Raw genomic sequence first — 12,386 nt, forward strand, 5'->3', positions numbered from 1 at the left:
ACCTCCTGGCCTTCCATCACTGACACACCGCCCCGCGCACAGGCTTCGGCTTGCTCTCGAAGATCTGCGCGACACCCGCGTTGGTTCCCCTGACCTTGAAGCAGTACTGGCGCCCGGCCTCGACCGTGACCTTGAAGGTGGTCTCGCGCCGGGCTTGCTTGTAGTCGGGCTCGCCACCGACCGGCATCACGACAACAGTGACATCGAGCGCTTGGGAGCTCTCCCAACGGAGCATGATCTCGCTGCCCTGGTCCACCGGGTCGGCGAGGTCCAGCGTCACCGGCGTCTGCGGTGCGGCCGATCGCGGGTCTGGTTCGTCCGAGCCCAGCGGCAGCATCCACCAGACCACCGCGGCAGCCGCGGCCGTGGCAGCGCCTCCGGCGGCGTAGGGAATCCACGACCGGCGACCGCGCACCACGACGGCGGGCCCTGGGTCGGGCCGCGACAGCATCTTGCCGAGTTTCGCCACGACCGTGGACGCCTTGTCCGTCCGGTGCACGGCCGCGGGCGCCAGCATCCGGGCGACCGCGGTGGCCAGCTCGACGGGGACGTCCGGCCTGCTGACCGCCGGGATGGGCTCCTTGAGCACCCGGGCGATCCGGTCGATCGGCGACTCACCGATCCGCTTCGGGTACGGCGAGTCGCCGGTCAGCGCGAAGTACAACAGCGTGCCCAGCCCGTAGACGTCGGCGCGTTCGTCGAGCACACCGGACTGCAGCGTCTCCGGCGACATCCATTCGATCCCGTGCAGCGGGTCACGGCGCGGCACGGCCTGCCGGATCGCCACGCCGAAGTCCGAGAGAACGGCCTGGCCCGACCTGCGGTACAGCACGTTGTTGGGGCTGACCCCGCCGTGCAGCACACCGGACGCGTGCGCGGCGGTCAGCGCACGAGCCAGGCCGTAGCCGAGTTCGAGGACCTCCTGGACTTCGAGCGCCCCGGTGCGCCGGACGCGGGCGGTGAGCGACTCCGCGCACAACTCCATGCGCAGCAGGTGCTTTCCGCCGCGCAGTTCGGGCAGACCGGTCGGCAGGATCGGCAGCGTCGCCGCCAACTGCGCCAGCTTGTCCCGGTCGCGCCGGATCGCGGCCAGCGTCCTGCGGTCGAACGACTTGTCGAACGTCTTCTCCGCCACCGGATATCCCGATTCCGTGGCGGTGTTGACGGCGGTGTTGACAACGGCGAACGGGCCGCGGCCGAGGAACGTCATCGGATCGCGAACACCGCCCGCAACCTGGCGCCGAACGCGCGCCCGGCGAGTGCCCGGCGGATCTGCCCGACTTCGGCCCATGCCTTGGCCACGGCGTGGTCGTCGGCACCCATGCCGGACCACAACGCGACGTCCAACTGCCCGGCCATCCCCCACAACGCGTTCACGATGGACGCGTTGTGGGACGTCCGTGCCAGGTCACGCGGGGTCATGCCGGGTGTGATGCGGGATCCGTGAGCACGCATCAGGTCCCTGGCCTCCCACCACGCGGCCACCACCCCGTCGGCGCCTGTCCGCCGTCTGCGGCGCAGTGTCCGCACGGCTTTCCGCGTGGGAACCACCAGCAGTGCCAGGAGGATCGGGCCGACCAGTCCGATCAGCGCCCACAGCGCCGCCTTCATGAAGTCGAACGGTGTGTCCGGGCGCTGCGGCGCGGGAGATGGCGGCAACGGCGGCTCCGGCGCCTTGTCCGGCGGCTGCACCTTGTCCCGCGCCTGCGCGGTGATCTGCGCCAGCCGTGACGGCGCCGGGCCCGCACCGCCTGCCCCACCGGCCGGGTCGAGCGGCACCCAGCCGAGCCCGGCCACGGCGACCTCCGGCCACACGAGGATGTCGCGGTTGTGCACGATCGTCTCCGCGCCGACCGGGGTCCGGGGCGCGCGGTAGCCGACGGCCAGCCGCGCGGGGATGCCGGCGATCCGCGCCATGGCGACGTACGACGCGGCGAACTGTTCGCTCGTGCCCCGCTTGCTCTCCAGCAGGAACTCCCGCAGCTGCGGCCAGCCGCTGCCGGTCGGCAGCACCCCGCCGGTCACCACTTTGTAGTTGTCCCTGAGGTACTTCTCCAGCAGCAACGCCGTCCGGAACGACGGGCGCATCCCGCCGGTCGCGGTGGTGGCCAGTTCCTGGATGTCCGGGGGGATCACGCCGAGCCCGCCCGGTGCGTCCGCCGACGACAGCGCGGCGCCCGGCAACGTGTCGTCGACCTGCGGCTCCCACCAGGTCAGGTCGTACTCGACCGCGCCCTTCCGGTCGGGCAGCAGCAACGCGCCCGTCGCCGGGTCGATCAGCGGCGCGGCACCCGTGACCGACGCGGGCATCCCCTGGCTGGGCAGCCATTGCCCGTCGGGGGCCTGGATCTTGGCCGAATACCGCACCGGGGACGCACCGGCCGGTCGAGCGAGTTCCGCGCCGAGCCTGCGGTACTCCTCCGACGGTTCCCACGTGACGCCGTTGAACTCGGTCAGCACGACCAGCCGCCACCGGTCCACCGGCCCGGTCGCGGTGTAGCTGAACACGGGAGTGTCCGGTTTGCCCAGCCTGGCCGCGACTTCCGCGAGCGGGCTGACCGTGCGTGGCAACGGGACCTGCGCGGAGTCGGTCCGTTGCACGGAGTACGGCTCGCCGACGTCGATCAACGCACCCACGGCCGCGCCCACGACGCCGAGTACGACGGTAGGCACCAGCATCAGACCCGGCCGCCCCGGGATGTACAGCCCGGCGGCCACCACGGCGAACCCGAGCGCCGCCACGACGGCCATCGTGCCGGACAACGCGACGAACGCCTGGCTGACCACGAGCACCGCGAGGCTGGGCAGCAGCGCGGTCGCGGGCCAGCGCAGGAGTTCGATCCCGATCACGGCCGCGAGCAGGACGAGCAACGGCACGAACAGCATCGCCTCGGCGTCCGGGCGGACCGGCCAAGTCGACTGCACGGTGAGCTGCCACGAGTCCGTCACACCGGAGACCATGGCGCCCAGGTTGTCCCCGTTCGGCACGCCGAACATCACCACGCACACCGCGAGAAACCCCAGCACGACGGCGATCAACGGCCGCCACGCCTGCAAAGCCTTGGCGCGCAGACACAGTTCCACCGTGGCGTAGCAGGCCACGAGAACGACCGCCACCGGCAGGAGCAGCGGGCGCAACCCGAAGACCGGCGCGAACAGCAGACCGGGAACCGCGGCGGCCAGCAGCACCCACAACGCCGGGACACGGAGGCTTTTCGGTGTGCTCATCGGGCGATCACCGTCTGCCATTGCCTGGTCGCGTCGACCGCGTCGGCGGCACGCAGGACCTTGCCTCCCGCGACAGCCATGTTCCTACGCCCCAACGTGATCACCACGAGATCCGCGTAACGCGACCGAACCCGTGCCAGCGCGGTCTGGTCAGCGGCGGACACAGCCGACGAGATCACCACGAACTGACCACCCCACGACTGCGCCAACGCCCTGGGCACAAGCGGCAAACCGGTCTCGGTGGTGCGTTCGAGCACGCACAGCTCGTCGAGCAACCGCTGCACCGCGACGGCACCGGGAGTGGTGATCACGTCGATTCCGCTCGGCGTGACCAGCTGGCACCGGTTGTCGGCCTTCGCCGCGGCCACCACGAGTGACGCGGCGACGTCGACGGCCTCCTCGAACTCCGGTGCGGCCGCGATCTCCGGGCGGTTGTCCAGCAGGACGGTGAACTGCGGCTGCTGCGGATCGGCGTAGTCGCGGATCATCAGTTTCCCGGTCCGCGCTGTGGCCTTCCAGTGCAGGTGGCGCACTTCGTCACCGGGGACGTATTCGCGCACCTCGCGGATGTCCAACGAGCCGCGCGGCGAAGTCTCGTTCGCCGCGCCGTCGTGGTGGTGCAACGGCAGTCCGCTGGCGGCGGAACGCACCGGGAGCGTTCGCGGGTAGACCCACAGCGTCGCGGTGTCGCCGATGTGCAGCTTGTTCTCACCGAGCCCCAGCGCGTCGCTGCGCCGCAGCGTCAACGGCCCGACCTCGTGCCTGCCGCGCTGCCACGTCGGCAACTCGTTCAGGTAGGCCTGCTCGGCGCCAGGAGCCAACGACCGCACCGCGATGCGCAACGTGCTCGCGCCGAGCCGGTCGACAGCCGTGAACGCGGCCTGCCAGCGAGTGCCCGGGTTGCGCACGCGCAACACGATCCCGGCGCGGTTGCCCCGCTCGACCCGGTCCGGGTAGACGTCCCGCGCCACGTCGACCCGGGGTTTGCGCCCGGCGACCGCGACCGCGGCCAGGACCGCGCAGAAAGCGATGCCCCCCAACACGACCAGCACCGAGTACCCGGCCAGCAACCCCGTGACGAGCAGGACAGGCGCGGCCACGAGCGTGGCGATGCCGCGCCGCGTCAAGCGCATGATCAAGCCCCTGTCATGGCCGGAACGGGGATCTCGTTGAGCAGTTCGGAGACGATGTCCTCGGCCCGGCGCTGCCGCAACTCCGCGTCCGGCGTGAGGATCAGCCGGTGGTCGAGCACGGGATGCGCGACTTCCTTGATGTCGTCCACGGTGACGTACCCGCGCCCGTAGGTCGCCGCGACGGCCTGTGCGGCACGCACGAGCGCGATGCTTCCCCGCGGGCTTGCGCCGTAACGCAAATCCCCGTGCCGACGGGTTTGTGCCGCGATCGTCGCGGCGTACTCGACGACAGCGGTGTGCACCCGCGCGCCACGCACCTCGGCGACGGCGGACTGCAGCGTCGGGATGTCGACCACGGCGGGCAGTTCGTCCGGGTCGACACCGGCGCAGTCGCTCATGATCACCATGACCTCGGACTTCAGGTCCGGGTAGCCGATCCGCAGCCGCATCAGGAACCGGTCGAGCTGCGCCTCGGGCAACCGGTACGTGCCCGCCATCTCGATCGGGTTCTGGGTGGCGATCACCAGGAACGGCCGCGGCACCTCGTGGCTGACCGAGTCGACGGTGACCCGCCGCTCGGCCATCACCTCGAGCAGCGCGGACTGGGTCTTCGGTGTGCCGCGGTTGATCTCGTCGGCCAGTACGACGTTGGCGAACACCCCGCCGGGATGGAACGCGAACTTCTCGTCGTTCTGGTGGTACACCTGCACACCGGTGATGTCGCCGGGCAACAGGTCCGGCGTGAACTGGATCCTGCTCCACCGGCCGCTGATGCTGCGCGAGAGACAGCGCGCGAGGGTGGTCTTGCCGAGGCCGGGAACATCCTCGATGAGCAGGTGCCCTTCGCTGAGCAACGCGGCGACTGCAAGCCGCACGACCTGCGGCTTGCCGCGCAGGACGCGTTGCACGTTGTCCGCGATCCTTTGGTAGACCTCGCCTGCCGACACTGTCATCCCTTCTACCAGACGATGTGGTTCGATTCGACCCGGCCGTTGGGTCCCTGCACCCAGACCCAGATCTCCTGGCCGGGTACGTCGTAGTTGAGCTCCGGGTACGTGACCTTGCCCTGCGCGTCCGTCGTGGCGAACTCGTCGTTGTTGACCGTCGGGTTGCTGCTCGAACTCAGGGTCAGCCGGTACCGCTTGTTCGGCGCGAACCCGGTCAACGTCGTGGGCACCCAGAAACAGTTGGGGGGCTTGCAGTTGCTGGTGGAGGACCGCCCGCCCTTCGAGATCGTGATCTTGGGGTTCACCGCGGGAGGCTGGCTGTCCTGCACGACGACCGTCTGGGCCTGGCCGTTGACCGTGTTCCCGCCAGGGGTCTTGGTCACCGCGCGCACGGTGAACGTGTATCTCGTGCTCGCCTGAAGCTGTGGGTACGTCGTCTGCGTGCCGGTCACCGTGCGCTGAGCCTGCCCTGTACCGGTGACGAGGTAGTGCACGAGCGTTCCGCCGTTGAGCTGGGGTTGTCCCCAGCTCAACGTCACGTCTCTGGTCGGGCGGTCGTCCTTGTCGTAACTGGCCTGCAGGTTGAGCGGCGGCCCCGCCGGGGAGACTGGCGCGACCGGTGTGATCGCGGCGGACGCCGACCCTGGCCCGGCGCCCATCTGGTTGATCGCGGTGACCGTGAAGACGTAGCTGACCCCGTTGGTCAGACCGTTCACGGTCGTCTGGCGCGCGCCCCCGCCCAGCGTCAACGAGCCTGTCTGGCCTGTACTGGCGCGCCAGGAAACCTGGTAGGACGTGATTTCCGCACGGTTGTTCGCAGCCGCGCCCCACTTCACGGCCACCGAGTTGTTCCCCGCGGTGCCCGAAACCGAGGGAGGCGCGCCCGGACGGCCTGGGGGGACGGCGGGTGGCGGCGCCACCGGCTGCTGTGGCTTGTCCGGCTGCCCGGTGGGTTGCCTCGGTGGCTGCGACGACGACGGCGGCGGCGCCGCGACACGGCCGTCCGGCGGTCCGCCGGTGTTCGGGGCGGGCACGGGTGGCTGTGTCTGGGTGGGGCGTTCGGCCGTGGACACGTCCTGCACGTTGCCGTCCTTGGCGACGACGATCACCTGTGTGCCGTCGGCGTCCTCGACGTAGACGCGGTTGTCCTCGCCCTGGCTGAGCCTCGGCTGGCCGGTCTTCTGCTTGATCGGCTTGGTGTCCTTGGCCCGGCCGTCCGGCGCGAACGTCAGCACGTTGCCGCTTTGCCGGTCCACCAGCACGACCACGTCCCCGGTCGACATCGGACCGTCGTAGTCACCTGGCGGCAACGCGACCGTGATGGGTGGGGCAGGCGGGCTCTTGGTGTCGGCCAGCAACAGGGTCTGCCGCTGCGGGTCGAGGATCGCCACGCGGCCGCCCACGTCCTGTGTCGCGGGCCGGGCGGTCGGCGGCACCGACACCCCGAGCGGCACGCCGTCGCCGAGCTTTCCGTTGTCGATGGTGTGCAGCGTGCTGGTGAACGTGTCGACGAACTCCGGCCGGTCGTCCACAATGGTCAGAGCGCCGTCGTGGCCAGGCGGGACGCTGACCGGACAGCCGTCGACCACCGGCGAGTTCTTGTTCACCGTGCAGATCTGGCCGACTTCCCTGCGGTGCAGCCACAGCGTGCCGTCCTTGGTCAGGATCGGCGTGCCGAACGCGCCACCGGTTTTGATGACCGTCGGCGGGTCGCCCATCCGCATGACCATGCCCGAGTTCCGGTACGCCAGGTACGGGCCACCGACGCCCTCGATGGCCTCCGGGCGCTCCTCGGCGGGCGGGCTGATGCTGCCCCGCACCTCCAGTGTCGCCTTGTCGAACTGGGTGATGGTGCCCGTGCCGACCACGTAGCCGTGGGTGTCGCTCTGCACGACCTGACTGCCCGGCGCGCCGTTGACGTTGGCGTGCGCGTCGATGTTCGTTGTCGCGCCGTCGATGTGCAGCGCCATCTGCAGAAGCGAGTTGAACACCCAGTGCCCGCTCAACGCGAACTGCCCCGCGGGCAGCGGCCTGGCCGCGCCCGTCAGCGCGGCGACGAGCACGCCCGCGGCCAGGATGGCGATCAACGCGAACGGCCGACTCCGCTTCAACACGCGCGGCAAGCTACCCGTCCGGCCCGGGAGGGGTCCCGAACACGGGTTTCAGCAGGTCAGGACGTGATGCGAAAGCTGCCGAGGACGGCGTCGCGGACAGGTCGTGTCGTTCGCCAGCCGTCCTGCTCGGCCTTGGCGCTGCCCGCGTACAGCGTCACGGTCAGGAGGTAGAGCCTACCGCTGTCGTCACTGAACGCCCTGGTCAACGCGTGGATCACGGTACCGCCGGAGGCGGTGGTGTACGCGTACTCGAGATCCGCTGTCTTGCCGTTGTCCTCCAGCGCGATACGCGTGTAGCCGAGGTTGTCCCTGCTGTTGGCGTTGTTCGCGTTGAGCACTGACAGGTACTGCACCAGAGGCGTTCGTGCTTTGGCGTCGTCCCGGCGGACCTGCACCTGCATCGCGCCGCTGCCGGGATCGAGCCGCTCGTTGTTCCAGATGACGTCGCTCTGCGCGCCCGGCTGGGACTCCGACCGCGTCCACGTCTTCGGCACCTGGATCTCGAAGCCCAGTTTCTCCTTGTGCAGTTGCAGTTCGGGGACCGGGCTCGGCTCGGCCGTAGCGGGACCTTGCGGTGACTGTTGTTGGCCTTGGGGTGGTGACTGCATGGCGAGGGTGATCACGACGACCACGACAGCCACCACGAACGCCGCGCCGAGCCCCAGCAACAACCCGTTTTTCCTGGTACGAGGCCGGACAGGCACGGGATCGAGCGTGACGTCCCCGGGCGTGGCGGGCGCGTGCAACGGCATCAACGGCGGCGGGGCCGTCCGGGTGTTCGGGGCGGTCGCGTGCACGTCCGTGACCTGGCTGGCCGCGTTGTCGATCCAGGTCACTTCGTCGGGCGGGGCGACGACCCGTGGCGTTCCGCCCTGTGGTGTTCCACTCCGCGGCGTGAGTGTCGCCGCGATCGTGCTGAGCCGGTCGATGGCGGCGACCGCTGTCATCCGCTCGGCCGGTGGTTTGCGCAGCAGGCCCTGGATGACCGGCCACAACCGGCCGATCCGCTTGTCCGGATCCGGGTCACGGGACGCCGCCGCGGCCAGTGTGCTCTGGATGTCCTTGCGCTTGAACGGGGAACGGCCGACCACAGCGCCGTACAACGTCACCCCGACCGACCACATGTCCGCGGCCGTCGTCGCTTCCTGGCCGTCGATGCGTTCCGGCGCGATGTACTCCGGCGAACCGGGCATCTGCCCCGTTCCGGTCAGCGCGGACGCGCCGTCGATCAACGCGATGCCGAAATCCGTCAGCACGACGCGGTCGCCGTCGAGCATTATGTTGCCCGGCTTGACATCCCGGTGCAGGATTCCCCGTTGGTGCGCCGCGTCCAGCGCACGCAGGACCTGCATCCCGATGTGAGCCACCTCCTCGACAGGCAAGGGACCGTCGTGGTCGAGGATGTCGGCCAGCGACCGTCCCTCGATCAGCTCCATCACGATCCACGGCAGGCCGTCGTCGGTGACGACGTCGTGCACAGTGACGATCCCGGGATGCCTGAGCTGGGCCGCGGCTCTCGCCTCCCGCAACACGCGGCGCGCCGCGGGCTCCGACTCGCTGGGATCAGCCGACTCGTTGAGCCGCAGTTCCTTGATCGCCACATCCCGGTGCAGGAATTCGTCGTGTGCGCGCCACACGACGCCCATTCCGCCGCGGCCGATGGCCGCCACCAGGCGATACCGCTTGGCGACGACCCTCCCCTCGCCCTGTGTCACGTTGGCAATGTACCGACCGTGCCGGAGCACGTCCGCGTGAACACGAGAGGTGACTCTTGACCGACGGTCAACGAGCTGCCCTGGCGATGAGATCGGCGACCTCGCCCGGCCGGGAGACCGCCACCGCGTGCGAGGCTCCCCGCAACTCGACCACGTCACGGGCCTGCGCGCGTTCCGCCATCTCGTCGTCCGACATGCCCAGCGCGGTCCCCAGCTGCCCGGTCGTCTCGTGCGAGACCCAGTGCAGGTTCCTGCCCAGGTTACCCGCGGCTGTTACAGTCGATGATCAGGTGAGAGGAGTCGAGCTTCCGATGCTCGTTGCCGAGGACGACGTCTCCGGGTGAGCCCGGTCTGACCAGCGGTGCGCCAGTGGCGACACCGCGGTTCGTCATGTCCCGCGCACGTTCACCTCATCTGGGAGTTCCTCGGTGTCCAAGATAGTTTGTTCCGCTTTGTCCTTTTCCTGGCCGGACGACACCCCGGTGTTCGACGACCTCACCTTCAGCATCGGCACCGGCCGCACCGGGCTCGTCGCGCCCAACGGCGCGGGCAAGAGCACGCTGCTGAAGCTCATCGCCGGTGTGTACGAGCCGCTCAGCGGCTCCGTGACCACCGAAGGCGTGGTCGGCTACCTGCCGCAGACGCTGCCGCTCGCCGGTGAGCCGACCGTGGCCGAAGTGCTGGAGATCGCGCCCGTCGTGCGCGCCCTGCGGGCGATCGAGTCCGGCGACGCCGACGAAGAGCACTTCACCACCATCGGCAACGACTGGGACATCGAGGAACGCGCCCGCGTCGAGCTCAGCAGGCTGGGGCTGCCCGATGTCGCGCTCGACCGCACGGTCGGCACGTTGTCCGGCGGGCAGATCGTGTCCCTCGGCCTGGCCGCGCAACTGCTCAAGCAGCCGGACGTGCTGCTGCTCGACGAGCCGACGAACAACCTGGACCGGGACGCGCGGCGGCGGCTGCACGACGTGCTCGGCGAGTGGAAGGGCTGCCTGCTGCTGGTCAGCCACGACCGCGTCCTGCTCGACCGGATGGAACGCATCGCCGAGCTCAGCCACGGCGAGATCCGGTTCCACGGCGGCAACTTCAGCGACTACGAGGCCGCGAAGCAGGCCGCGCGGGAAGTCGCGGAGAAGAACCTGCGCAGCGCCGAGCAGGATCTGAAACGGGAGAAGCGGGAACTTCAGCAGGCCAGGGAACGCTCGGCGCGCCGGGCGGCGACCGGCGCGCGGACGAACACCGACATCCCCCGGATCGTCAAGGGCGGACTGCAGCGGCGGGCCCAGGAAAGCGCCGGGAAAGCCGACACCATGCACGCGCAGCGCCTCGACGCCGCGAAGGCCAAAGTGGACGAGGTCGACCGGGCGCTGCGCGAGGACCAGACCATCGCGCTGTCCCTGCCGGACACCGACGTCCCCGCCGGCCGGACGGTGTTCCACGGGCAACGGATGCAGGTCCGTTCGCTGTTCGCGGGCGAGGGCGTGGACCTGTCGGTGCGTGGACCGGAACGGATCGCGTTGCTCGGCGCGAACGGTGTCGGCAAATCCACGTTGCTGCGGCTCGTCGCCGGTCTGCTCACGCCGGACAGCGGGCTGATGACACGCGCCGAAGGGCGGGTCGCGTTCCTGTCGCAGAAACTCGACCTGCTCGACCTCGAACGATCCACCATGGACAACCTGCGGTCGGCCGCGCCGCACCTGCCGCAGTCGGAGATGATGCACCTGCTCGCGCGTTTCCTGTTCCGCGGCGAGCGGGCCAACCTCCCGGTCGGTGTCCTGTCCGGCGGTGAACGCCTGCGGGCCACGCTGCTGTGCGTGCTGTGCACCGAGCCCGCCCCGCAGTTGCTCCTGCTCGACGAACCGACCAACAACCTGGACCTGGTCAGCGTGGACCAGTTGACCAGTGCGATGAACGCGTACCGGGGTGCCTTCATCGTCGTCAGCCACGATGACCGGTTCCTCGCCGACATCGGGGTGCGGCGGTGGCTGCGCCTGGCCGACGGCGAACTCACCGAAACCGGCCCACCCGCGGCGGACTACTGACAGGTGGTTGTCGTGAGTGGTCAGCGGGGTTGGAACCCCGCTAACCACTCACAAGGAAGTGCCAGGGGAGGGAACACCCCTGCTTAGGCCTTTCCCCCGGCACTCCCCCGGCGGTCAGCTGAAGCAGAAACCCTGACTGCCGCCGAAGCCCCAGCACCGGATGTCGCGCTGGGATGTGGCCGAGCGCCCGCTGCCGTCGGTGACGGTCAGCTTCGCCTGGTAGGTGGCGCTCCTGCTCGGGTACGTGTGGTTCACCCGAGCGCCGTTGCCCGTGGTCCCGTCGCCGAAGTCCCACGAGTACGACGAGATCGTCCCGGTCGAGCCCGACCCGTCGAAGGCACAGGTGAGGCTGGACTGGCAGGAGGCGGTGAACGAGGAACCCGGGCCGCTGGGCGGCGGGCCGGTGTCGCCCAGCTGCTCGTTCGCCCAGTCACCCAGCACGCCCCAGAGCTTGGCGTGCGCGTTGTACGACGCGCAGTCGGTGCGCAGCCACGAGAAGACGCCGTAGATCTTTCCGTCCACAAGGTACGGTCCGCCGCTGTCGCCCTGGCACAGTCCGGTCCGGCCGTCGCCGTAGCCGTCGCAGAACATGTACGTGGCGTTGAACTGCCCGGCGATGTTGCGGCAGTTCGAGTCGTCGACGACCGGCAGCGTCGTCTTCCAGAGCTTGCTGTTCTTGCGTGCGTCGTCCTTGTCGGTCTTGCCGTAGCCGACCGCGGTTCCCGCGGTGCCGATGGACAGCTTGTCGCTCGAGTTGGCGATCTTCGGGTAGGACATCCCCGCGGGTGTGGGGATGTCGGTCTTGGTGAAGATGATCGCCACGTCGTAGCCCTCACGCCAAGCGTCGGCGTGGGTGAACTTCGGGTGCACGCGGAACTCCTGGATCTCGATCCGCGTGCCCTTGCTGGTGTCCACGAGGTCGTCGCGGCCGTACACCAGGTACTTCGGCTCGCCCTGGCCGAACTTGCAGTGCGCGGCGATGATCACCGCGCGCTTGCCGACGACCGAGCCGGTGCAGGACTGCTCGGCCGGGCGGACGCCACCGGTGCGCATCTGGGCGATGATGAACGGGTACTCCGACACCGTGGTCTGCTGGCCGTTGATGACCCGCACACCCGGTTGTTCGGCGGCGACCGCCGGGCTCGCGGCACACGCCAGTCCCACGAGCGAGGCAACCAGTGCCTTCATGATTTTCATGGCTTGT

General features: G+C 69.6%; 9 protein-coding genes. 1 reads left to right on the forward strand and 8 read right to left on the reverse strand.

What is annotated here, in order from left to right:
• Positions 1-16: 16 nt before the first annotated feature.
• The 7 genes from ALI144C_RS22250 to ALI144C_RS58460 form a co-directional block, all read right to left on the reverse strand.
• Positions 17-1,210 carry a serine/threonine protein kinase gene (locus ALI144C_RS22250; protein ID WP_076989042.1) on the reverse strand — a complete coding sequence of 398 codons (1,194 nt, stop codon included), beginning with the start codon at positions 1,208-1,210 and terminating at the stop codon, positions 17-19.
• Positions 1,207-3,228, reverse strand: a complete 2,022-nt coding sequence (locus ALI144C_RS22255) for a transglutaminase family protein (RefSeq protein ID WP_076989043.1) — start codon at positions 3,226-3,228, stop codon at positions 1,207-1,209. The genes ALI144C_RS22250 and ALI144C_RS22255 overlap by 4 nt, the downstream gene beginning before the upstream one ends.
• The gene (locus ALI144C_RS22260; RefSeq protein WP_076989044.1) at positions 3,225-4,361 is read right to left on the reverse strand and encodes a DUF58 domain-containing protein; all 1,137 of its coding nucleotides are present in this window, start codon (positions 4,359-4,361) and stop codon (positions 3,225-3,227) included. The genes ALI144C_RS22255 and ALI144C_RS22260 overlap by 4 nt, the downstream gene beginning before the upstream one ends.
• 2 nt (positions 4,362-4,363) lie before the next feature.
• Positions 4,364-5,314 (reverse strand): AAA family ATPase, encoded by a 951-nt coding sequence (locus ALI144C_RS22265; protein WP_076989045.1) that lies wholly within the window; start codon positions 5,312-5,314, stop codon positions 4,364-4,366.
• 5 nt (positions 5,315-5,319) lie between these two features.
• Complete coding sequence (locus ALI144C_RS22270) at positions 5,320-7,422, reverse strand: fibronectin type III domain-containing protein (RefSeq protein WP_076989046.1); 2,103 nt, start codon at positions 7,420-7,422, stop codon at positions 5,320-5,322.
• Positions 7,423-7,478: 56 nt separating this feature from the next.
• Positions 7,479-9,137 (reverse strand): serine/threonine-protein kinase, encoded by a 1,659-nt coding sequence (locus ALI144C_RS22275; RefSeq protein WP_143230781.1) that lies wholly within the window; start codon positions 9,135-9,137, stop codon positions 7,479-7,481.
• Between the two features lie 67 nt (positions 9,138-9,204).
• A complete protein-coding gene (locus ALI144C_RS58460; protein WP_269086694.1) occupies positions 9,205-9,333 on the reverse strand; it encodes a hypothetical protein in 129 nt (42 codons plus the stop codon).
• Positions 9,334-9,565: 232 nt separating this feature from the next.
• On the opposite strand from ALI144C_RS58460, the gene ALI144C_RS22285 reads away from it, so the two are divergent.
• Positions 9,566-11,182, forward strand: coding sequence for an ABC-F family ATP-binding cassette domain-containing protein (locus ALI144C_RS22285; protein WP_076989048.1), 1,617 nt, complete (start codon positions 9,566-9,568; stop codon positions 11,180-11,182).
• Between the two features lie 114 nt (positions 11,183-11,296).
• On the opposite strand, the gene ALI144C_RS22290 is transcribed toward ALI144C_RS22285, so the two are convergent.
• Positions 11,297-12,379 (reverse strand): trypsin-like serine protease, encoded by a 1,083-nt coding sequence (locus tag ALI144C_RS22290; RefSeq protein ID WP_076989049.1) that lies wholly within the window; start codon positions 12,377-12,379, stop codon positions 11,297-11,299.
• Positions 12,380-12,386 lie beyond the last annotated feature (7 nt).

This window comes from Actinosynnema sp. ALI-1.44 (assembly GCF_001984155.1).
GTDB lineage: Bacteria > Actinomycetota > Actinomycetes > Mycobacteriales > Pseudonocardiaceae > Kibdelosporangium.